The sequence below is a fragment of the Brachybacterium zhongshanense genome (genome assembly GCF_055385755.1).
This window is the reverse complement of record NZ_AP043790.1, coordinates 501,298-522,345: the sequence shown is the minus strand read 5'-3', so window position 1 is coordinate 522,345 and position 21,048 is coordinate 501,298. Positions and strand designations below refer to the sequence as shown.

Annotated in this window: 18 protein-coding genes; 7 read left to right on the top strand and 11 right to left on the bottom strand. The window is 72.7% G+C overall.

What is annotated here, in order from left to right; genetic code table 11:
* Positions 1-4: 4 nt before the first annotated feature.
* From ACZ5AJ_RS02280 to glmS, 3 genes are all read right to left on the bottom strand, one after another.
* Entirely contained in the window at positions 5-1,678 is a 1,674-nt protein-coding gene (locus ACZ5AJ_RS02280; RefSeq protein ID WP_464136733.1) for a bifunctional ADP-dependent NAD(P)H-hydrate dehydratase/NAD(P)H-hydrate epimerase, read from the bottom strand.
* Positions 1,675-2,160: a holo-ACP synthase gene (locus tag ACZ5AJ_RS02275; RefSeq protein WP_464136732.1), complete on the bottom strand. Its 486-nt coding sequence runs from the start codon at positions 2,158-2,160 to the stop codon at positions 1,675-1,677. Before ACZ5AJ_RS02275 ends, ACZ5AJ_RS02280 begins: the two co-directional genes overlap by 4 nt.
* Before the next feature lie 100 nt (positions 2,161-2,260).
* Complete coding sequence (gene glmS, locus ACZ5AJ_RS02270) at positions 2,261-4,132, bottom strand: glutamine--fructose-6-phosphate transaminase (isomerizing) (protein WP_464136730.1); 1,872 nt, start codon at positions 4,130-4,132, stop codon at positions 2,261-2,263.
* Positions 4,133-4,353: 221 nt separating this feature from the next.
* Between glmS and coaA the strand changes: the two genes are divergently transcribed.
* The gene (coaA, locus tag ACZ5AJ_RS02265) at positions 4,354-5,310 is read left to right on the top strand and encodes a type I pantothenate kinase (protein ID WP_464136728.1); all 957 of its coding nucleotides are present in this window, start codon (positions 4,354-4,356) and stop codon (positions 5,308-5,310) included.
* A 48-nt stretch (positions 5,311-5,358) separates the two neighbouring features.
* Here coaA and glmM read toward each other — a convergent pair whose 3' ends face one another.
* A complete protein-coding gene (glmM, locus tag ACZ5AJ_RS02260; protein WP_464136726.1) occupies positions 5,359-6,705 on the bottom strand; it encodes a phosphoglucosamine mutase in 1,347 nt (448 codons plus the stop codon).
* A gap of 93 nt (positions 6,706-6,798) precedes the next feature.
* Between glmM and ACZ5AJ_RS02255 the strand changes: the two genes are divergently transcribed.
* On the top strand, positions 6,799-10,200 hold the full coding sequence (locus ACZ5AJ_RS02255) for a DEAD/DEAH box helicase (RefSeq protein ID WP_464136725.1): 3,402 nt from the start codon (positions 6,799-6,801) through the stop codon (positions 10,198-10,200).
* A 21-nt stretch (positions 10,201-10,221) separates the two neighbouring features.
* On the opposite strand, the gene cynS is transcribed toward ACZ5AJ_RS02255, so the two are convergent.
* The 4 genes from cynS to truA all read right to left on the bottom strand — a co-directional run bounded on the left by cynS (position 10,222) and on the right by truA (position 13,246).
* Positions 10,222-10,683 carry a cyanase gene (gene cynS / locus ACZ5AJ_RS02250; RefSeq protein WP_464136722.1) on the bottom strand — a complete coding sequence of 154 codons (462 nt, stop codon included), beginning with the start codon at positions 10,681-10,683 and terminating at the stop codon, positions 10,222-10,224.
* A 212-nt stretch (positions 10,684-10,895) separates the two neighbouring features.
* Positions 10,896-11,396, bottom strand: a complete 501-nt coding sequence (gene rpsI / locus ACZ5AJ_RS02245) for a 30S ribosomal protein S9 (protein ID WP_464136721.1) — start codon at positions 11,394-11,396, stop codon at positions 10,896-10,898.
* A gap of 53 nt (positions 11,397-11,449) precedes the next feature.
* Positions 11,450-11,893 carry a 50S ribosomal protein L13 gene (gene rplM, locus ACZ5AJ_RS02240; protein WP_464138673.1) on the bottom strand — a complete coding sequence of 148 codons (444 nt, stop codon included), beginning with the start codon at positions 11,891-11,893 and terminating at the stop codon, positions 11,450-11,452.
* Between the two features lie 435 nt (positions 11,894-12,328).
* A complete protein-coding gene (gene truA, locus ACZ5AJ_RS02235) occupies positions 12,329-13,246 on the bottom strand; it encodes a tRNA pseudouridine(38-40) synthase TruA (RefSeq protein ID WP_464136719.1) in 918 nt (305 codons plus the stop codon).
* Between the two features lie 149 nt (positions 13,247-13,395).
* Here truA and purD point away from each other — a divergent pair, with 149 nt between their 5' ends.
* Positions 13,396-14,679 (top strand): phosphoribosylamine--glycine ligase, encoded by a 1,284-nt coding sequence (gene purD, locus ACZ5AJ_RS02230; protein WP_464136717.1) that lies wholly within the window; start codon positions 13,396-13,398, stop codon positions 14,677-14,679.
* Positions 14,676-15,662, top strand: coding sequence for a phosphoribosylaminoimidazolesuccinocarboxamide synthase (locus ACZ5AJ_RS02225; RefSeq protein WP_464136716.1), 987 nt, complete (start codon positions 14,676-14,678; stop codon positions 15,660-15,662). The genes purD and ACZ5AJ_RS02225 overlap by 4 nt, the downstream gene beginning before the upstream one ends.
* A gap of 87 nt (positions 15,663-15,749) precedes the next feature.
* On the opposite strand, the gene ACZ5AJ_RS02220 is transcribed toward ACZ5AJ_RS02225, so the two are convergent.
* Together ACZ5AJ_RS02220 and ACZ5AJ_RS02215 are read right to left on the bottom strand one after the other, a co-directional pair.
* Positions 15,750-16,331 (bottom strand): protein-L-isoaspartate O-methyltransferase family protein, encoded by a 582-nt coding sequence (locus tag ACZ5AJ_RS02220; protein ID WP_464136714.1) that lies wholly within the window; start codon positions 16,329-16,331, stop codon positions 15,750-15,752.
* Between the two features lie 68 nt (positions 16,332-16,399).
* Positions 16,400-17,134 (bottom strand): MBL fold metallo-hydrolase, encoded by a 735-nt coding sequence (locus tag ACZ5AJ_RS02215; RefSeq protein WP_464136713.1) that lies wholly within the window; start codon positions 17,132-17,134, stop codon positions 16,400-16,402.
* Positions 17,135-17,484: 350 nt separating this feature from the next.
* On the opposite strand from ACZ5AJ_RS02215, the gene purS reads away from it, so the two are divergent.
* Together purS and purQ are read left to right on the top strand one after the other, a co-directional pair.
* Positions 17,485-17,772, top strand: a complete 288-nt coding sequence (purS, locus tag ACZ5AJ_RS02210) for a phosphoribosylformylglycinamidine synthase subunit PurS (protein WP_464136712.1) — start codon at positions 17,485-17,487, stop codon at positions 17,770-17,772.
* The gene (gene purQ / locus ACZ5AJ_RS02205) at positions 17,772-18,497 is read left to right on the top strand and encodes a phosphoribosylformylglycinamidine synthase subunit PurQ (protein WP_464136710.1); all 726 of its coding nucleotides are present in this window, start codon (positions 17,772-17,774) and stop codon (positions 18,495-18,497) included. Before purS ends, purQ begins: the two co-directional genes overlap by 1 nt.
* 122 nt (positions 18,498-18,619) lie before the next feature.
* On the opposite strand, the gene ACZ5AJ_RS02200 is transcribed toward purQ, so the two are convergent.
* Complete coding sequence (locus tag ACZ5AJ_RS02200) at positions 18,620-19,924, bottom strand: class I SAM-dependent methyltransferase (protein WP_464136709.1); 1,305 nt, start codon at positions 19,922-19,924, stop codon at positions 18,620-18,622.
* A gap of 148 nt (positions 19,925-20,072) precedes the next feature.
* Between ACZ5AJ_RS02200 and ACZ5AJ_RS02195 the strand changes: the two genes are divergently transcribed.
* The gene (locus tag ACZ5AJ_RS02195) at positions 20,073-21,035 is read left to right on the top strand and encodes a nucleoside hydrolase (protein ID WP_464136707.1); all 963 of its coding nucleotides are present in this window, start codon (positions 20,073-20,075) and stop codon (positions 21,033-21,035) included.
* The last annotated feature ends 13 nt before the right edge of the window (positions 21,036-21,048 follow it).

Sequence of the window (21,048 nt, the reverse complement as noted above, 5' to 3'; positions counted from 1 at the left end):
TCGCTCACTGGGCGCACGTCAGGATAGTCCCGACGGCGGCGGGGAGGTGCTCGGCGACGTCCAGGGCGACGAGGGGCACGACCCCGCCGCGGGAGGCGAGGCGTCCCGCGCGCCCGTGGAGGAGTGCCGCGAGGGCCGCCGCCTCGGGGCCGGGAAGGCCCGTCGCGAGCAGGGTCCCGAGGATCCCGGACAGGACATCGCCGGTGCCGGCGGTCGCGAGCTGCGCCACGGCGTCGTCCTGCGCGAGCAGGGCTGAGGTGCTCTCCCCCGCTCCGCTCCCGGAGAGCCCGCCGGTCCCCCCGTCAACGCTCCCGCCAGCGCGCTCGCCGCTGCCCCCGCCGCTGCGATGGCCAGGAGCGATCACCGTCACGGCCCCCTTGAGCAGGACGGTGGCGCCGGACGCGGCCGCGATCGCCTCCGCCAGTGGCGCGGCGGGAGCCGAGGGGCGCGCGTCGACGTCGAGGCCGAGCCGTCCGACGAGCCTCGCCGCCTCCCCGCGGTGCGGTGTGAGCACGACCCCGGCGTCGAAGCGGTCTCCGGCTTCGAGGGCGTCCAGCGCGCCGGCGTCGATCACACCGCGGTCCGGTCCGTCGGCCCGGTGGGCTGTGGAGAGCGCGATGATGCCGGCGCGGGCACGGGGGTCGTCGGCCGGGAGCCCGGGGCCGACGACGAGCGCGTCCGTGCGACCCAGCTCGCCGATCCCCTCGGAGGGGTCGGCCGTCGGTCCGCCGCCGGCGGCGATCGGATGGCCGACGATCTCCGGGCGGCTGCAGAGCACGAGAGCGATCACCTCCGCCGGAGCGACCAGGCGCACCATGCCCGCGCCCGCGCGCGCCGCCCCGGAGGCCGCCAGGACGGCCGCGCCCGGGTAGCGCTCGCTCCCCGCGAGCAGGGCCACGACCCCACGGGAGTACTTGCTGTCCTCGCGGTCCGGCTGCGGCCACAGCTCGGCCGCCGACGCATCGTCCAGCCGCGTCACGGCGGGGGCTCCGAGCCGGGAGTCCGCGAGACCGATGTCGACCAGGTGCATCCGTCCGACGAGCCCGCTGCCGCCGGGAAGGAGCGTCCCGGCCTTCACGGCGCCGAAGGTGACGGTGCTGCGTGCCCTCAGAGCCTGGGGCGCGGCCTGCCCGGTGGTCGCGTCGACGAAGCTGGGCAGGTCCACGGCGATGACGGGAGTCCCGGAGGCCGTGACCGCCCTCAGGAGCGGACGCAGCGCCTCGGGCACCTCGGGACGGCCGCCGATGCCGAGGATCGCGTCGAGGACGACCTCGGCGGATCCGAGAAGCCGACCGACGGCGGAGGACGCCTCGGCATCCGAGCCCGCAGAGGCGGCGTCTCCAGGATCGGCGTGAAGGCGGTGGATCGTGCCTCCTGCTTCCCGCAGCGCCCGCGCACCTCCCTCGTGGATCCGCGGCGACGTCGCGATCGCGTCGGCGGGGATGCCGACCTCCCGCAGCATCGCCGCGGCGTGCAGCCCGTCGCCTCCGTTCGCCCCGGATCCGGCGAGGACGAGGACGCGGGGAGCGATGCCGTCATCGGCCGCCGGTCCGTCGCCGAGCTCCTCGCGGACGTGCTCGGCGAGCGCGGCGGCGGCACGCAGCATGAGCGGCTCCCCCGCGGCCAGCAGCGGCGCCTCGGCCGCGCGCACGGCGTCGGCCGAGTATCCGCAGATCACGACGCCCTCCTGTCGTCAGCCGAGGGGCGCTCCCGCTCGGCGACGACGATCGCCGTGGCGATGTCCCCGTCGTGCGAGAGCGAGAGATGCAGGTGCGCGACCCCGAGGGCCTCGGCGGCGGCGAGGGTCGCACCGCGCAGGACCAGGAAGGGGCGACGGGAGGCTGTGCGGTGCACGGTCACGTCCTGCCAGGAGAAGTCGCCGGGAGCGCCGAGCGCCTTGCCGACCGCCTCCTTCGCCGCGACGCGGGCCGCCCGGGAGGCATCGGACAGAGCACGCTCCTCCTCGGTGAACAGCCGGTCGGCGAGCGCCGGCGTGCGCTCGATCGAGCGCGCCAGACGGGAGATCTCCGCGACGTCGATGCCCACGCCCACGACTGTCCCGTCGTCCCGCGGCGGGAAGGCCCGGGCGGCGGCGGGTTCGACGGGGCCCGCGGGGCCAGCGGAGCCCGCGGGATCGTGGTGGTCGACGGGATTGCTCACCTCGGCAGTATCACACCTCGGTGCGGACGGCGCAGGGCGTCGGGGGAGCTCCCCCGACGCCCTGCCCTGCATGCTGCGTGCTGCGTGCTGCGTGCTGATGTCACTCCACGGTGACCGACTTGGCGAGGTTGCGCGGCTGGTCCACGTCCAGGCCCTTCGCGGCGGCGAGCGCGCACGAGAAGATCTGCAGCGGGATGACCGTCAGCAGCGGCGCGAACAGGGTGCGGGTCTGCGGCACGCGGATGACGACGTCGGAGTACGGCAGGACCGCCTCATCGCCCTCCTCGGCGATCACCAGGGTGCGGGCGCCGCGGGCGCGCACCTCCTGGATGTTCGAGACGACCTTGGAGTGCAGCGAGTCGCGACCGTGGGGCGAGGGGACGATGACGAACACCGGCTGCCCCTCCTCGACCAGGGCGATCGGACCGTGCTTGAGCTCGCCGGCGGCGAAGCCCTCCGCATGGATATAGGCGATCTCCTTGAGCTTGAGCGCACCCTCGAGAGCGGTCGGGTAGCCGACGTGGCGGCCCAGGAACAGCACGCTCGTGGCGTCCTTCATCGACTGCGCCAGGTCCTCGACGTCGCCGGCGGCGTCGAGCACGGTCTGGACGTGCGCGGGAAGCTGCTCGAGGTCCTCCATGAGGGCCGCGATCTCGTCCGGGAACAGGTTCCCGCGCACCTGCGCGAGGTACAGGCCCAGCAGATAGCAGGCCGTGATCTGGCCCAGGTACGCCTTGGTGGAGGCCACCGCGATCTCGGGGCCGACATGCAGGTACAGCGCCGCATCGGCCTCGCGCGGGATGGTGGATCCGTAGGTGTTGCAGATCGCGACGACCTTGGCGCCCTGCTCCTGGGCGTGCCGCATCGCCATGAGCGTGTCCATGGTCTCGCCCGACTGGGAGATCGCGACCACCAGGGTCTTCTCGGTGACGATCGGGTCGCGGTAGCGGAACTCGTGGGCGAGCTCGACCTCGGTGGGGATGCGGCACCAGTGCTCGATCGCGTACTTGGCGACGTTGCCGGCGTTCGCGGCGGTGCCGCAGGCGACCACGATGATCTTGTCGACGCTGCGCAGCACCGACTCGTCGATGCTCATCTCGTCCAGATGCAGCGCACCGGACTCGATGCGGCCGCGCAGGGTGTCGGCGACGGCAGTGGCCTGCTCGTGGATCTCCTTGGCCATGAAGGAGTCGTAACCGCCCTTCTGCGCGGCGCTGACGTCCCACTCGATGGAGTAGCGCTTGGGCTCGGAGACCTCGGATCCGTCGAAGCCGGTGACGACGACGTCGTCGGCGGTGACCGTGACCACCTGGTCCTGCCCGATCTCGAGAGCATCGCGGGTGACGTCGACGAAGGCGGCGACGTCCGACCCCAGGAAGTTCTCCCCGTCGCCGAGGCCGACGACGAGCGGGGAGTTGCGGCGTGCGGCGACGACCTGCTCGGGGCTGTCGCGGTGCACGGCCAGGAGGGTGAAGGCGCCCTCGAGGTGCGCGACGGCGGCACGCATCGCGGCCGTCAGATCGCCGCCGGCGCGCTCCACCTCGCGAGCCACCAGGTGAGCGGCGACCTCGGAGTCCGTCTCCGAGCGGAACGCGTAGCCGTCGGCCTCCAGCTCGGCGCGGAGGGTCGCGAAGTTCTCGATGATGCCGTTGTGGACGAGCGCCAGCTCATCGTCCTTCCCGCCGACATGCGGGTGGGCGTTGCCGTCCGTCGGGGCGCCGTGGGTCGCCCAGCGAGTGTGGCCGATCGCGACGGCCGACGAGGTCGCCTCGCTGCCGTCGACGGCGCCGCGCAGGTTCGCGAGCTTGCCGGCTCGCTTGGCGACCCGCACACCGTCCTGGTCGAGGACGGCCACTCCCGCGGAGTCGTAGCCGCGGTACTCGAGACGGGCGAGGCCCTGGAGGGCCACGTCGATGGGACGGGAGGAGGGGGAGGAGGGGCGCTGGCCCACGTATCCGACGATTCCGCACATGCCGACCACGCTAACGATCCGTCAGCCCCCGATCGCGCCAGGACGCCTGATAGCGAGAGGTCTTGCTCACGATCGGAGCGCCCCCTGCTCGCACCTGCCGCATCGTGCGCACTAGCGGTCACCTTCGCGCAGGGCACCGGCGGAGGCCTCTGGGTGCGGCGCCGGTCTCACCCGGCCCGGAATGCGCGGATGCCGTCACCGTTGCTGGAACAATCGTCGCCATGAGACCCGCTGCCGTGTCGACCGCCGTGTCCCCCTTCGCCGAGATCCCTCGCGACGACTGGGCGCGGCTGTCGCAGCAGACCCCCCTCCCCCTGGACGAGGACGACATCGCGCACCTCCAGGGCCTCGGCGACCGCCTGGACCTGCGCGAGGTCGATGCCGTCTACCGCCCCATCTCGCGGCTGCTGAACATCCAGGTCGCGGCCGCCCAGTCGCTGCGGCGCGCGCGAGGGGACTTCCTCTCCCAGCCGCAGCACCGCACCCCCTATGTGATCGCGGTCGCCGGCTCCGTGGCCGTCGGGAAGTCCACCACGGCGCGCGTGCTGCGCGAGCTGCTGGCCCGCTGGCCCGACACCCCGCGCGTGCAGCTGGTCACGACCGACGGCTTCCTGCTGCCCAACGCCGAGCTCGAGGCGCGCGGGATCATGCATCGCAAGGGATTCCCCGAGAGCTACGACCGCCGGCGCCTCCTGCGCTTCGTCTCGGACGTGAAGGCAGGGGTCGAGCGCGTCGAGGCGCCCGTCTACTCCCATCTCACCTACGACATCGTGCCCGGGGAGAAGGTCGTCGTGGACAGCCCCGACGTGCTGATCCTCGAGGGCCTGAACGTCCTGCAGCCGGCCCGCCCCCGCTCGGACGGGAGGCTCGGCATGGCCGTCTCCGACTTCTTCGACTTCTCCGTCTACGTCGACGCCCGCCCCGAGGACGTCCAGCGCTGGTACGTCGAGCGCTTCCTCACCCTGCGCCGCACCGCCTTCACCGACCCCCGCTCCTACTTCCGCCGCTACGCGGGCCTCTCCGACGACGAGGCGCGGGAGACCGCCCTGGACATCTGGCACCGGATCAACGGCCCGAACCTGTCCGAGAACGTCCTGCCCACCCGGGGCCGCGCCGACCTGGTCCTGCGCAAGGACGGCCGCCACCGGGTGCAGACCGTCCTGCTGCGGAAGGTCTGACCCGGGACGACCGTCCGGGAGAGTCCGAGGAATCCGAGGGCCAGAGCCTCAGAGGGCGAGGCGCTCGCTGACGACACCCGCGAGGCGCTCGGCGATCGAGGTGGCGGCGGCGTCGTCGGGAGCCTCGACCATGACGCGCACGACGGGCTCGGTCCCCGAGGGCCGCAGGAGGACGCGCCCGGTCTCCCCCAGCTCAGCCTCGGCGGCGGCCACGGCGTCGCCGACGGCGCGGTCGATGCCCGCACGGGCCTTGTCCACGCCCTTGACGTTGATCAGGGCCTGCGGGAGGCGGGTCATGACATCGGCCAGCTCGCGAGCCGACCTCCCGGTGGTGGCCATGCGCTGCAGCAGGTGCAGAGCGGTGAGCTCGCCGTCGCCGGTGGTGGCATGCTCGGCGAGGATGACATGGCCGGACTGCTCGCCGCCGATGGAGTACCCGCCGAGGTTCATCTCCTCGAGGACGTAGCGGTCGCCCACGGACGTCTGCCCGAGGGTGATGCCGTGCTCGCGCATGGCGAGCTTGAGCCCGAGATTGCTCATGACCGTCACCACGAGGGTGTCGTCGTGGAGCTTGCCCCGCTCCTTGAGGTCGAGGGCCAGGATCGCCATGATCTGGTCGCCGTCGATGACCTCGCCCGCGGCATCGACCGCGAGGCAGCGGTCGGCATCGCCGTCGAAGGCGACGCCGAGGTCGGCGCCGTGCTCGCGCACCGCCGCCTGCAGGGGCTCGAGATGGGTGGAGCCGCAGCCGTCGTTGATCAGCCCGCCGTCGCTGCGGTCGCCGATCACGTGGACGGTCGCACCCGCCCGGCGCAGCGCCTCGGGTCCGGTGATGGACGCGGCGCCGTTGGCGCAGTCGGCGACGACGGTCAGGCCCTCGAGAGAGGTGTCCAGGGTGCCCGCCAGATGCTCGACATAGGCCTCGATCGCCCCGTCGAAGGGGGTGATGGAGCCGACGTCGATGCCCTGGGGTCGCTCCCACTGCTCGCCGATGTGCGCCTCGATGGCGTCCTCGACCTCGTCGGGCAGCTTGGTGCCGCCGCGCGCGAAGAACTTGATGCCGTTGTCGGGGGCGGGATTGTGGGAGGCGGAGATCATCACGCCCAGGTCCGCGCCGGTGGACTGCACCAGGAAGGCCAGGCCCGGCGTGGGGAGGATGCCGGCGTCGAGCACGTCGACGCCCGCGGAGGCGAGGCCGGCGCTCACGGCGGCGCCGAGGAAGTCGCCCGAGGGCCGCGTGTCGCGAGCGATGATCGCCCGCGGCCGGGCGCCGCCGAACGCGCCGAAGGTGCCGAGCACATGGGCCGCGCCCACCGACAGGTCGACCGCGAGCTCCGCGGTGATGTCGTCGTTCGCGCGTCCGCGCACGCCGTCGGTGCCGAACAGTCGGGCCACAGGGTTCTCCTCACAGGATGGGAAGGGGTACGCAGTGAGAGTACCCGCACGGCGGCTCCCCGTCCGGCGGTGCCCGCCGCTAGCGTTGTCCGCATGCCCGACCTGCTCCCCCGTCTGCTGCCCTCGACCATCGCCCAGCACGTGGGCGAGCGCGCGGCGGCCCGAGGGCTCGCCTATGAGCGCGAGGGTCGGGTCATGGAGCTCGTCTGGCAGCCGTCGACGTCGACGCTGAGCGGCGCCGTCGCCGGTCGCGGAGCGGCCCCGTACCGCACGCTCGTCGAGCTCGTGGAGTACGACGAGGACGCCGTCTCCCGTCGCTTCCAGGCTCCGGCTCCGGGCGGGCTGTGGCGACCGCGGGCGTCGAGCTGCAGCTGCCCCGTCGGCCGGGAGTGCAAGCATGCCGCCGCGCTCCTGCACCGGCTCGTGGAGCTCGAGCGGTCGGCGCAGGAGGAGCGCCCGTCGGCCGAATGGCGCACCCTCCTGCGCCCGCTGCTGGCGTCCGGAGGCGAGGAGGAGTCCGCGCCGAAGCCCCTGGCGATCCGGTTCGAGCTGGAGGCGACCTCCCTCGAGCCGCGGGCCCCGCGCCATCGCCGGGTGACCGCGACCCCCGCGCATCTGGAGGCCGGATCGGACCTCTGGCTGGGCATGCGCCCGATGACCCGCGGCCGCAACCGGGGATGGATCAAGGGATCGCTGTCATGGCGGACCTTCGAGTACCGCATGTCCGGCACCGAGTACCGCAGGGACCACGCCGAGGCCCTCACACGGATCTTCGCCTCGGCCTCCGCGGAGCGCTCCTACGCCAGCGGCTCCATCGAGCATCTGTGGCTCAACTCCATCGGATCGCCCCTGATCTGGCAGTCGCTCGCGCACGCCCGCGACGTCGGCGTCGAGCTCCTGGCGGGCGACGGCCTGGAGTCGATCGAGCTGGTCGACGAGGCCGACGTCTCCCTCGACCTCGCCTCCCCCGAAGGAGCCAGGGACCTCGAGCTGCGCCCTCGGGTGTCGATCGCCGGCGAGCCCGCCCGGCATGGACGCCCGCTCGGCGCGGCGGGAGTCATCGACCTCGAGGAGACCGCGACCGGAGGCTTCGCCGCGCGGATCGCACCGGTCGGCTCCCCGCTGCCGATGACGCTGCGCAAGCTGCTCCAGCGTCCCGGGCCGCTCGGGATCCCCGCCGCGGACCGCGACGACTTCCTCACCCAGGCCTACCCCCAGCTCCGCGCGATCTCTCCGGTGACCAGCACCGACGGCAGCGTCGATCTGCCGGCGCCGCGACCGGCGACGCTCCGCCTGACCGCTCGCTACACCGACGGCGACCGCCTCACGCTGGAGTGGTCGTGGCGCTACCACGAGCCGCCCCGGACACTCCCCATCGACCGCAGCCGCGGCGAGCGGCGCGACCCCGACCACGAGGACGAGGTGCTCGCGAACGCCCGCGAGGCCTGGCCCACGGCCGGTTCCGACGCGCCCGAGCGGCTCGACGGCACCGAGACCGCGCGCTTCACCGAGCATGTGCTCGACGTGCTGCAGGCCACGGCCGACGTCGAGGTCGAGATCGTCGGCACCCGCCACGCCTACCGGGAGCTCGACGGCGCCCCGCAGGTGCGGGTCTCCCAGCACCAGTCCCCCGGCAAGCGCGACTGGTTCGACCTGGGCTTCCAGATCACCATCGAGGGACGCGAGATCCCGTTCCCCACGCTGTTCGTCGCTCTGGCCAAGGGCCAGGACCGGCTGCTCATGCCCGATCGCACCTACTTCTCCCTGGAGCACCCGGCGTTCGATGCGCTGCGCGAGCTGATCCGCGAGGGCGAGGCGCTCAGCGAATGGAACCCCGAGCATCAGTCGATCAGCCGCTACCAGGTCGACGTCTGGGAGGACCTCGAGGAGATCTCCGAGTCCGCCGAGACCGTCTCCGCCTGGGAGCGGAGCGTCGGGCCCCTCCGCGAGATCGTCACCATCGAGCCGCCCGCCGTCCCCGCCGGGCTCACCGCCGACCTGCGCCCCTATCAGCGGGAGGGCTTCGCCTGGCTCGCCTTCCTCTTCGAGCATCGGCTCGGCGGGATCCTCGCCGACGACATGGGACTGGGCAAGACGGTCCAGACCCTCGCGCTCATCGCCCACGCCCGCGAGTCCGCACAGGCGAGCACGTCGACCGAGAGCACGGGGACGGCGGAGACGGGGCTGCCGACGACGGGGCTGCCGGAGACGGAGCCGCCGGCGCGGGCCGATGGCGATCCGACGACACCCGCTCCGCCGTTCCTGGTCGTCGCGCCCGCCTCCGTGCTCGGCGTGTGGAAGCAGGAGGCCGAGCGCTTCACCCCCGGCCTGGACGTCCGCGTGCTGGACCGCACCTCCCGCTCTCGCGGTCGGACGCTGTCCTCCGCGATCCGCGGGGCCGACGTCGTGGTCACCAGCTACACCGTGCTGCGGATGGACGACGAGGACTTCGCCCGCGAGAGCTTCCAGGGGCTCGTGCTGGACGAGGCCCAGTTCGTGAAGAACCGTCGCTCGCGCACCCATCAGGCCGCCGAGGGCATCGCCGCGGACTTCCGGCTCGCGATCACCGGAACCCCCATGGAGAACTCGCTGGACGACCTGTGGTCCCTGTTCGACCTCGCCGCACCGGGACTGCTGGGAGGCTCCACGGGCTTCCGCCAGCGCTACACCATGCCCGTCGAGAGCGGGGAGCACCCCGATCGCATCGAGCAGCTGCGCTCGCGGGTGCGCCCGTTCATGCTCCGGCGCACCAAGGAGCTGGTCGCCGAGGAGCTCCCCGAGAAGCGCGAGCAGGTCCTGACCGTGACCCTCAGCCCGGAGCACAGGGCGCTGTACGACTCGGTCCTGCAGCGGGAGCGGAAGAAGGTGCTCGGCCTCATCGAGGAGGACCTCGACCGCCACCGCTTCACGGTCTTCCGCTCGCTCACGCTGCTGCGGATGATGGCGCTGCATCCCGCGATCGTCGACGAGGAGGAGTACGCAGGGGTCCCCAGCTCCAAGCAGGAGGCCCTGTTCGACCGTCTCGACGAGGTGATCGGCGACCGGCATCGCGTGCTGCTGTTCAGTCAGTTCACCTCATACCTGCAGCGGGTCGCCGAGGAGCTCGACCGGCGCGGCGTCCCCTATGCCTATCTCGACGGCTCCACCCGCGACCGCGACACCGTGGTGCGGGAGTTCCGCGAGGGCGAGGCGCCCGTCTTCCTGATCTCGCTCAAGGCTGGAGGCTTCGGCCTCACCCTCACCGAGGCCGACTACGTGTTCCTGCTGGACCCCTGGTGGAACCCGGCCGCGGAGAACCAGGCCGTCGACCGAGCCCACCGCATCGGCCAGGACCGCACGGTGATGGTCTACCGGATGATCGCCGAGGACACGATCGAGGAGAAGGTCCTCGCCCTGCAGCAGCGCAAGGCCGAGCTCTTCGACGCCCTCACCGACGGCGGCGCCGCCTTCCGCTCCGTCATCACCGCCGACGACATCCGCGAGCTGCTCGGCTGAACGGCCGACCGCCGACCTGACTCACCCCTCGCTGGCCGCCCAGTCGTAGGGCAGGAACTTCCCGTCGATGGTCAGCACCACGCGGTCCCCACCGGGGTGGGTGCCGCGGCGCAGGTCGATCGAGCAGTTGATCGCACTCATGATCCCGTCGCCGAACTCCTCGTGGATGAGGACCTTGAGCGCGGGGCCGTAGACCTGGATCAGCTCCTGGAAGCGGTAGATCGTGGGGTCGGAGAGCAACTCGGGGTCGATCGTCCGATAGGGCTGACGGGACAGCGCGTCGACCAGCTCCTCCTCGAGGTCCAGCCGCTCCCGCAGCATCTCGGCGATCGACTCCGGCACGGGATGCGCGCCGAGCACCGCCGAGGTCAGCCACACGACCGGCCGACCTGCCTCCTCAGCGAGCTGCGCCCAGGTCAGGCCCCGCTCCCGTCGCCGCGCATCGATGATCTCGCCGGCCCTCCGCTTCTCGATCAGCTCCATGTCCCGTCCTCTCATGATGGTGGGAGCAGGCTCGTCGAGCACGACTTCGGGGATCGTCCCGGTCCGACGGACGAGGCACGGCATCACGGTCCGGTCTCGGACCCCGGTCATCGGACGGATGCCGGCGCCGGGAACGCGACGATGCCCCCGACCCGGAGGTCGAGGGCATCGTGCGCACAGCGGGATCGCAGCGGGGCGGTGCCCCGCGCCGATCAGCGCTTGGAGTACTGCGGCGCCTTGCGGGCCTTCTTGAGGCCCGCCTTCTTGCGCTCGATGACGCGGGCGTCACGAGTGAGGAAGCCGGCCTTCTTCAGGGTCGGGCGGTTGTGCTCCTCGTCGATCTGGTTGAGGGCACGGGCCACGCCCAGGCGCAGCGCACCGGCCTGGCCGGACACGCCGCCGCCGTCGATGCGGGCGATGACGTCGAAGCGGCCCTGGAGGTCGAGGACCTTGAACGGCTCGTTGACCTCCTGCTGGTGCACCTTGTTGGGGAAGTACGCCTCGAGGCTGCGGCCGTTCACGGTCCACTGGCCGGAGCCGGGGACCAGACGGACGCGGGCGACGGCCTGCTTGCGGCGGCCGGTCCCGTAGCCGGGGGCGGTGATGGACTGACCGGCGCCGACGGCGGCCTCGCCGGTCGACTCGGTGGTGTAGCTCGACGGGGCCGACTCGTCGGTGACGGTCTCGAGGGCCTCAGGGGTGGTCTCAGTCACGGTTCTCCTTGGTTCTTCCGTGCGGCAGGGCGGAGTGGCAGGGAAGCCCCCGCTTACTGCGCCACCTGGTCGATGGTGAAGGGGACGGGCTGCTGAGCAGCGTGGGGGTGCTCGGAGCCCGCGTAGACCTTGAGCTTCTTGAGCTGAGCCTCGGCCAGCTTGTTCTTGGGGAGCATGCCCTTGATGGCCTTCTCCACCGCACGCTCCGGGTGCTTCTCGAGCAGCTCGGAGTAGGGGATGCCGCGGAGGCCGCCCGGGTAGCCGGAATGGCGGTAGGCCAGCTTGGCCTCCCGCTTGTTCCCGGTCAGCGCGACCTTGTCAGCGTTGATGATGATCACGAAGTCGCCTGCATCCACGTGGGGTGCGAAGACCGGCTTGTGCTTGCCCCGCAGCAGCTGAGCAGCCTGGGAAGCGAGCCGGCCGAGGACGACATCCGTTGCGTCGATGACGTACCAGGAACGCTCGACATCGCCGGGCTTCGGGGTGAACGTACGCACTCGTGCCTTCTTCTCTCGTCGGAAGTGCCCATGGGCGGACGCCCGCAGGGCACGGTTCGATTGGACCGTGGACACGCTTCCTTCGGATAAAGCATGACCCTCTCGTCGGGCCCGGCCCGTGCCACCTACGCTGCGGCCACGGTCCTGGATGCGTGTGAGGAGCCCCTCTCGCGCCGGTGGTGAGAACTCGGCAGCGGATCGGGGCGCGCATCAAGGCACGACGAGGGCCCAGGATAGTCGGACGCGAGGAACCCGGTCAACGCGCCCATCCCCTCCTCCGCTCCACCCACCCAGCCTCCGACCTGCATCGATGCCTGCAGTCAGGACCGATGTGTCGCATTCCACGCGCCGCATGGCGCTCCCGGCCCCGCTCCCGGCCTCGCACCGTCCCGCCGGTCGCGCTCCGTCCGGGCCCGCGGCCGGCGGTGCGACGCCTCAGCCCCGCATCGTGCGGGCACGCGCGGCCTGCGCGGCGAGCTCGTCGTCGGTCGGATACTCGACCGCGTCCAGGGTGAGCCCCTGCGGCGGGCACAGGGGCGCCGCGCCGACGCCCCCTCGCGGAGCGGAGTCGCGAGTGCGGGCGGCGAGCACGCGGGCGGGCCAGTCCTCCGCCCGTCGGCCCTCCCCGACCTGCATCAGGGTCCCGACGAGGGAGCGCACCATGTGGTGGCAGAAGGCGTCGGCGATCACCGTGACGACCACGAGGCCCGCGTCCGCCCGCCCCTCCCCCGGGCGCTCGATGCGCAGGGTCTCGAGGGTGCGGATCGTCGTGGCCCCCTCACGGGGTCTGCAGAAGGAGAGGAAGTCGTGCTCGCCCAGCAGCGGCTCCGCCGCACGGGACATGAGGTCCGCATCCAGTGCCCGACGATGGCGCAGGACGTCGCGCCGCAGGGGGTCGTGATGCTCCGGCCCGTCGGAGATGCGGTAGCGGTAGCGGCGTCGCAGGGCCCCGAAGCGTGCGTCGAAGGCGTCGGGGACGATCCTCGCGGCATGCACGACGACGTCCACGGGGAGCACCCCGGCCAGCCGTGCGACGAGCGCGTCGGCGGGATCGCGATCGGAGCGCCCCGGCAGCGCGTCGAGCGCGCTGCGCGGCACGTCGAGGTGGCAGACCTGACCCCGGGCGTGCACGCCGGTGTCGGTGCGGCCCGCGACCGTCACCTGCAGCGGCACCCGCGTCACGCGCTCCAGCGCCTGCTCCAGCTCGCCCTGGACGGTGCGCAGACCCGGCTGCGCCGCCCAGCCGTGGAAGCCCGAGCCGTCGTAGGAGAGGTCGAGCCGCAGCCGACGGGCCGGGTCGGGCGCTCCGGGGATGGGGGCGGGAGGGCCGGTCGGGTCAGCGTGATCGGGCATGACCCCGATGGTAGGCGGGCGGTGGACGGGCACACCGATCGGGCGGGACGTCCGCATCCCGGACCGCATGAGACCGGAGTGCGGGACGTCCCCGCCCGAGTGCTGGCGCTCTCGACGGGGCCCGTGCGCGCGCGGCTACTGTGGGCCGCGTGAGAATCCTCGTCATCGGCTCCGGAGGCCGCGAGCACGCCATCGTGCGTCGGCTCGCGTCCGACTCGCCCTCCCCTGAACTGCACGCCGCGCCCGGGAACCCCGGCATCGCGGACCTCGCCGCCTGCCACGACGTGTCCGTCGACGATCTCGACGGCCAGGTCGCCCTGGCACGCTCCCTCGATCCTGACCTGGTCGTCGTCGGCCCCGAGGCCCCGCTGGTCGCCGGCAGCGCCGACCGGCTGCGCGAGGCGGGCTTCACGGTCTTCGGGCCGTCGCAGGCCGCCGCGAACCTCGAGGGCTCGAAGTCCTGGGCGAAGGAGATCATGACGGCCGCGGGCGTGCCCACGGCCGCCTCGGTCACCGTCACCGACGGGGACGAGGTGCTCGCCGCGCTGGACCGCGTGAACCCGCTGCGGGACGTCCCCTTCGTGGTGAAGGCGGACGGCCTCGCCGCCGGCAAGGGCGTCGTGGTCACCGACGACATCGAGCATGCGATCGCGCACGGCCTCGCCGTGATCGGCGCCGGGGGCCAGGTCGTCGTCGAGGAGTTCCTCGACGGCCCCGAGGTCTCCCTGTTCTGCGTCAGCGACGGCACGCGGGTGGTCCCGCTGGCCCCGGCCCAGGACTTCAAGCGGGCCCACGAGGGCGATCAGGGTCCCAACACCGGCGGCATGGGCGCCTACTCCCCGCTGCCGTGGGCGCCCGCGACCCTGGCCGACGAGATCGTGCGCGACGTCGCCCAGCCGACGATCGACGAGCTCGCCTCCCGCGGCATCCCCTTCGTCGGGATCCTGTACTGCGGTCTGGCGCTCACCTCCCGAGGCACCCGCGTGGTCGAGTTCAACGCACGCTTCGGCGACCCCGAGACCCAGGTGGTGCTCGAGCGTCTGACCTCTCCCTTCGCGCCGCTGCTGCTCGCCGCCGCGCGGGGCGACGTGAGCGCCGCAGGAGAGCTCTCCTGGTCCGAGGACGCCGCCGTGACCGTGGTGATCGCCTCCGCCGGCTACCCGGCGAAGTCCCGCACCGGCGATCCGATCACCGGGATCGGAGCGGCCGAGGCGGCCGGCGCCCACGTCATCCACGCCGGCACCGCGCTCGACCAGGCTGGAGACCTGGTCTCCGCCGGCGGGCGCGTGCTGTCCGTCGTCGGCACCGGCCGGAACCTGGCCGCCGCCCGCGCCCAGGCGCTCGAGGGCGTCGACGCGATCACCCTGGACGGCTCCTTCCACCGCCGCGACATCGCGCAGCAGGCGGCCGACGACGAGGCGGTGCGCGCATGACCCCCGCGGCCTCCCCCTCCTCCCCGACCGCTCCTGTCCCCTCCGCATCGACGGAGTCCGCGGGGGCGGGCCCGCTCGTCGACGGGGCGCTCGTCGGGGTCCCCGAGCTCGAGGGCTGGGACCATGTCTTCAGCGGCAAGGTCCGCGAGCTGTACGTCCCCGCGGGTGCCGATCCGCGCACCGCGACCGAGGTGCTCGTCGTCGCCTCCGACCGCATCAGCGCCTTCGACCACGTGCTGCGCACCGGCATTCCCGACAAGGGGCGGGTGCTCACCGCGATCAGCGTCTTCTGGTTCGAGCAGCTGGCGGACATCGTCCCCCATCACGTGCTCTCCGCGACCGACGTCCCCGAGGCCGTCTCCGGGCGCGCCCTGCTGTGCCGAGGGCTGGACATGGTGCCCCTGGAGTGCGTGGTGCGCGGGTACCTCACCGGCTCCGGTCTGAAGGACTATCGCGCCGGCGGCTCCGTCGGCGGGCACGTGCTGCCCGGTGGGCTGGTCGAGGCATCTCGTCTCGACCCGGCGATCTTCACTCCGTCGACGAAGGCCGAGCAGGGGGAGCACGACGAGAACATCACCGTCGCGCAGGCCCGCGAATCGCTCGGGGACGACCTGGTCGACGATCTCGAGGAGCTCACCCTCGCGGTGTACGAGAGGGCGCGCCGCGTCGCCGGCGAGCGCGGGATCATCCTCGCCGACACGAAGCTCGAGTTCGGCCGCTCCCGCACGGACGGCCAGCTCCTGCTGGGCGATGAGGTGCTCACCCCGGACTCCAGCCGCTTCTGGGACGCGCAGTCCTATCGCGAGGGCGTCCCTCAGCCGAGCCTGGACAAGCAGTACCTGCGCGACTGGCTGATCTCACCAGCCTCGGGGTGGCACCGCGGCTCCGGCGAGACGCCGCCGGCGCTCCCGCAGGATGTCGTCGAGCAGACGCGCGCCCGCTACGTCGAGGCGTTCGAGAGGCTCACCGGCACGAGCTTCTGAGGTCGGTGTCCTGCCGACCTCGTCGAGGCTCCGACCTCGTCGAGGCTCCGCCCTCGGCGAGGCTCGGCCCTCGGCGAGGTTCGGCGCTCAGCGGTCCTCGATCAGCGGCACGAACCGGAAGGCTCCGTGCTCGGTGTCGAGGATGCCGTCGCCACGGCGCTCGACGCGGTGCATGATCCCGTCCACGGGGATCACCATGATGCCGCCGTCGATGAGCTGCCCGACGAGCTCCTGGGGGATCCGTCGCGCCTCGGCGGAGACGAGGATGCGGTCGAAGGGCCCGTCCTCCGGGGCGCCCAGCACCCCGTGCTCCGAGGGCCGGATCTCCGCCGGGCCCTGCGGGGCCGACGCGGCCAGCGCCTCTCGTGCGGGACCGATGAGCGCCTCGCGCCGCTCGATGCCGATGACCCGGCCGTCGGCGCCGACGAGGCGCGCGATGAGCGCCGTCGTCCAGCCCGACCCGGCCCCCACGTCCAGCACGGCCTGGCCCTGAGCGAGGTCCAGCAGACGCAGCATCATCGCCACGGTGTAGGGCTGGGAGTTGGTCTGTCCCTCACCGATCGGCAGGGGCTCGTCGACGTCGGCGAGCGCGCGCTGGGCCGCCGGCAGGAACATCACCCGCGGAACGGCGTGCATCGCCTGCTCCACCGGGCCTCGTCGTCCAGTCATGCGCAGCCTCCTCGTGGGCCCGGTCGGGCCCTCTTCGCCCTGACGATGCTCCGTCGCGGACCCTCGGATCAGGGGGCGGCGGCCACCTCGACCTCGCCGCTCTCGGGCCAGTCGCGCACCTCGGTGCCCTCCGGGGCGAGCTGCGTGGACTGGCGCAGGTAGATGGGGCGGCCGACGTCGCTCGCGACCGCATCGTGCACGGGCAGCGCCAGGCGCGGCCGGACCTCCCGCAGGAAGTCGATGGTCTCGGACATCTTCGACCAGGGGGCGACCACGGCGAAGGCGAGCACGTCGATGCTGCGGAAGGCCTCCACCGGTTCGAGCGAGTCGCCGGTGATGCCGAGCCGGGGCCCGTCCCCGGCGCTGATGACCAGGCCCGCATTGCCCACCCGCGGGATGTCGGGGTGGATGATCGCGTGGCGCCCGCCGACGGCGTCGATCCCGACCGCGGGCATGTCGCCGGCCGACGGCAGCTCATGGTGCTCTCCGGCCGCCAGCGGGTGCAGGCGGTCCGGCGGGACGCCCGGGGCTCCGGAGATCCCGTCGGCCGCCGTCAGCAGGGCGGCGGTCTCCGGCTCTGCCAGGACCACGGCGCGCTCCGAGGCCGCGAGCACAGAGGCCAGCAGAGCGCGGTCGACGTGATCGGGATGCTGGTGGGTGATCGCGACGACGTCGATGGCGCCGAGGACCTCAGGGCCGAGGGCGTGCACGGCGTCGCCGCTGAAGCCGCCGGGATCGACCAGCAGACGGCGGCCTGCGACCTCCACCAGCAGGCACGAGTGGACGAGGTGTCGGATCTTCATCGCAGCCTCCGTGGTCGGGTGGCGCGCACCGACGGCCGGCGCGCGCTGCCGCATGCGGTGCTCCTCACATGCGGCACTCCTCGAATGTATCCCCATCCGAGCGATGTCCCCAGCCCCGGGCGCTTCGGGAGTCCTCGGGAGTCCACGGGAGTCCACGACGACGGGCGCGAGCGCGCGTACCCGTCCGGTCTCGGTAGCATGTCGTGCGTCGGCACCGTCCGCCCCGTCCCGTCGGCCCTGCTGCGTGCAGGATCCCTGGCCGGGTCCAGGAAGGTTCCGCACCGTCAGCCCCACCCCTCGCCCGGCCCGCACCCGCTGCGCCACGGGCAGACGCCGTCAGGAGAGCGCCCATGCCACGCGTCGTGGTCCATGTCATGCCCAAGCCGGAGATCCTCGATCCGCAGGGGAAGGCCGTCGCCGCGGCCCTGCCCCGCCTCGGGTTCGAGGGGATCGCCTCCGTGCGCCAGGGCAAGAGGTTCGAGCTGGAGATCGAGGGCGAGGTCACCGACGAGGTGCTCGGCACGCTCCGCGAGGCCGCCACCACGCTGCTGTCCAATCCCGTGATCGAGGACGTCGTCGCGATCGAGGTCGAGGGCCCGGACGGAGTCGAGGGCTCGGACGGAAGGGCTCAGGCCTGATGCGCATCGGAGTGGTGACCTTCCCCGGCACGCTCGACGACCGGGATGCTCTGCGCGCAGTGCGGCTGGGCGGGGCGGAGCCCGTCGCCCTGTGGCACGGCGAGGACGACCTGCTGGACGTCGAGGCGGTCGTGCTGCCCGGAGGCTTCTCCTACGGCGACTACCTGCGGGCGGGGGCCATCAGCCGCTTCGCGCCGGTGATGGAGAAGGTCGTGGACGCCGCGAACGGCGGCATGCCCGTGCTGGGCATCTGCAACGGCTTCCAGATCCTGTGCGAGACGCATCTGCTGCCGGGCGCGATGATCAAGAACGCGCACCGCTCGTTCATCTGCCGCGACCAGCCTGTCGCAGTGGAGAACAACCGCACCGCCTGGACCACGGACTACGAGCAGGGCCAGGTCATCCGGGTCCCGCTGAAGAACCAGGACGGCCAGTACGTCGCCGACGAGCGGACCCTCGAGCAGCTCGAGGCCGAGGGCCGTGTGGTCTTCCGCTACGTCGCCGGTGCCACCCACGGGCCGGCCGGCTTCGAGGCGAACCCCAACGGCTCGCGGCACGACATCGCCGGCATCACCAATGAGCGCGGCAACGTCGTCGGGCTGATGCCGCACCCCGAGCACGCGGTCGAGGTCGGCTTCGGCCCCGACATGCCCGGCGAGGGCACCCGCACGGGCATCGACGGCCTCGGCATGTTCACCTCGGTGCTGCGCAGCCTCGTCGGCTGATCCGGAATTCGATCGACCCCGGGGGTCGAACCCGACGTCGCTCGCCCGACGTCGCTCAGGAGCGCCGCTCCGCCGTTCGGCGGGGCGGCGCTCCCTCATCGTCGGGACCGACGGCGATGCGTTCAGCGGCGCACGGCCGAGAGCACCGTGAAGCGACGGTCGCGCGCCCGCTGCCGGACCGGGCCGATGCGATGCTCGACCTCGCTCCGGTAGCGCAGGTGCGAGTTGTGCACCATCCAGAGCTGACCTCCGGGCCGCAGCACCCGCGCGGACGCGTCCAGGAGCGATCGCACCATCGTGGGATCGACGGCGGCGCCGTCGTGGAAGGGCGGATTGAGCAGCACCAGGTCGGCGCTCTCGTCGGGCTCCCCTGAGACCGCATCGTCCCAGGTCAGCCGGACCGCGGTGCCGCTCGACCGGGCGATCTCCGCGGCCTGGTCGGAGGAGGACCGGGCGGCGGCGGCCAGGGTCGCCGCCGTGGAGGCGACGGCATCGGCGTCGTCGTCGCTGCCCAGGATGCTCGCACCGGGCAGGGCCGCAGCGAGATAGGCGGTCAGCAGACCGCTGCCGCAGCCCAGGTCGATGGCGGAGAACGGACGATCCGCCGATGTCGCGTCGGACCCGTCGGCCCGCGTGCCGACCTCCCCCGCGAGGACCGCGCGGTCCAGCACCTCCAGCAGGAGGAGGCTCCCGGGATCGGCGGACGCCCCGCCGAACACCCCGCCGATCCCGCACAGCGGGATCTCCACGTCCTCGCCGCGGACGGCGAGACGGGCGGAGCCCGCCGACGGGGCGGACGGGGAGGGACTCGCGGCATCGGCGGCGGCGTCCGCGGCGACGAGCTCAGGACGGACCCCGCTGCCGATCAGCGCCCGGGACTTGCCGATGCCGCGGCTCGCCCGGACATCCTCGAAGACGGTCGCCAGCACATCGTTCTGATGCCGGGTCATGTGCTTCACGCGGCCGCCCGCGACCAGGACCATATGCGCGCGCCCGCCCATCCCTGCGCCGACCGCGAGCGACCTCGCCCGCTCCTCGAGGGTCCGCACCGCCTTCGGGAGGCGCATCAGCACCAGATGCGCATCGACCTCGAAGGCCGCCGTGCCCAGCGGGACCGGCTGCGCTCCGGCGGGGACGACCAGGCGCCCGGCCGCGATCTCCTCGGCGAAGCGGTCGGAGAGCCGACTCGCCGCGCGGCGCGACGACGCCCAGCTCAGGACGATCGCCTCCGGGTGATCGGTGATCGCCTCGAGGGCATGCTCGGTGAGCGCGCCGGTGACGTCGTCGACCACGACGACGTCGCAGGGGCATCCGAGCCCCTCCTCCTCCGCCGCGGCGATGATCACGCGGTCGGACTGATCAGGCCTCGCGTCATCCGGCTCCCGGGAGTCCTCTGCGGAGTTCCGGACGTGCGGGGTCTGGGGCATGGGATCAGTCCTTCGAGATGCCGATGCGGCCGCGGGGACGCGGCCGACCATGGGGAGGAGCCGGCGCCGGTGGCGCCGCCGGTGAGACTACCCTCCCGCGGAGCGGCAGGTGAGGCCGGGATGCCCGGGGCGGGCCTAGTGTTCTCCCATGACACGTCCCGTCCTGGTCGACTGCGACACCGGCATCGATGATGCGATCGCCCTGACCTACCTCGCCTGCCGCGACGACGTCGAGGTCGTCGGCATCGTCTCCACCGCCGGGAACGTCGGCCCGGAGGCCGTGCTGCGCAACAACCTGGCCCTCGTCGACATGCTCGGCCTCTCCGCGCCCGTCGCCCGCGGCGCCGCCCAGCCGCTCGCGCAGCCCCTCATGACCGCCGAGGACACCCACGGCCCGACGGGACTGGGACACGCCCGCGTCCCCGATCCCGCATGCGCGCCCGATCCCCGGACGGGTGCGCAGCTGTGGGTCGATCTCGCACGCGCGCATCCGGGAGAGCTCGTCGGACTCGTCCTCGGACCGCACACGAACCTCGCGCTCGCCCTCGAGATCGAGCCCGAGCTGCCGCGCATGCTCCGGCGGCTGCACATCATGGGCGGAGCGATCAACCACCGAGGCAACACCGGTCCCACCTCCGAATGGAACATCGCCGTGGACCCTGAGGCCGCACAGCGGGTGCTCGCCGCGTTCCGCGTCGCCGAGGAGCGGCCCGTGCTCGGCTCGCTGGAGGCCACCGAGGCGGTCCGCTTCACCCCGGAGACCCTCGAGGAGATCCGCGCGATCGCCGAGCGCACCGGTCACCCCGTGGCGTCGATCCTGGTGGAGGCGCTCCGCTTCTACTACGAGTTCCACGAGGCCGACGGCTTCGGGTACATGGCGCACGTGCACGACCCGATCGTCGCGATCCACGCCGTCACCGGCGACTTCGCCGACACGCTCTCGCTGCCGGTGGACGTCGAGCTGCGGGGGGACCTCACTCGCGGCCAGACCGTCGGGGACGTCCTGGGCCGCTGGGGCCGCGGGCCCGACGTCGACGTCCTGCGGGAGGTGCAGGCCGACGCGTTGGTCGAGCATCTCCTGGACACCCTGCGCAGCGGGCTGAGGCGCTGAGGGGTCGGGCGAC

Coding starts and splice junctions, on each gene's coding strand:
- purQ (WP_464136710.1), top strand. CDS start 17,772: ATGCGCATCGGAGTGGTGACCTTCCCCGGCACGCTCGACGACCGGGAT.
- truA (WP_464136719.1), bottom strand. CDS start 13,246: ATGCCCGATCACGCTGACCCGACCGGCCCTCCCGCCCCCATCCCCGGA.
- ACZ5AJ_RS02195 (WP_464136707.1), top strand. CDS start 20,073: ATGACACGTCCCGTCCTGGTCGACTGCGACACCGGCATCGATGATGCG.
- ACZ5AJ_RS02215 (WP_464136713.1), bottom strand. CDS start 17,134: ATGAAGATCCGACACCTCGTCCACTCGTGCCTGCTGGTGGAGGTCGCA.
- ACZ5AJ_RS02255 (WP_464136725.1), top strand. CDS start 6,799: ATGCCCGACCTGCTCCCCCGTCTGCTGCCCTCGACCATCGCCCAGCAC.
- ACZ5AJ_RS02220 (WP_464136714.1), bottom strand. CDS start 16,331: ATGACTGGACGACGAGGCCCGGTGGAGCAGGCGATGCACGCCGTTCCG.
- ACZ5AJ_RS02225 (WP_464136716.1), top strand. CDS start 14,676: ATGACCCCCGCGGCCTCCCCCTCCTCCCCGACCGCTCCTGTCCCCTCC.
- glmS (WP_464136730.1), bottom strand. CDS start 4,132: ATGTGCGGAATCGTCGGATACGTGGGCCAGCGCCCCTCCTCCCCCTCC.
- coaA (WP_464136728.1), top strand. CDS start 4,354: ATGAGACCCGCTGCCGTGTCGACCGCCGTGTCCCCCTTCGCCGAGATC.
- ACZ5AJ_RS02200 (WP_464136709.1), bottom strand. CDS start 19,924: ATGCCCCAGACCCCGCACGTCCGGAACTCCGCAGAGGACTCCCGGGAG.
- cynS (WP_464136722.1), bottom strand. CDS start 10,683: ATGGAGCTGATCGAGAAGCGGAGGGCCGGCGAGATCATCGATGCGCGG.
- purS (WP_464136712.1), top strand. CDS start 17,485: ATGCCACGCGTCGTGGTCCATGTCATGCCCAAGCCGGAGATCCTCGAT.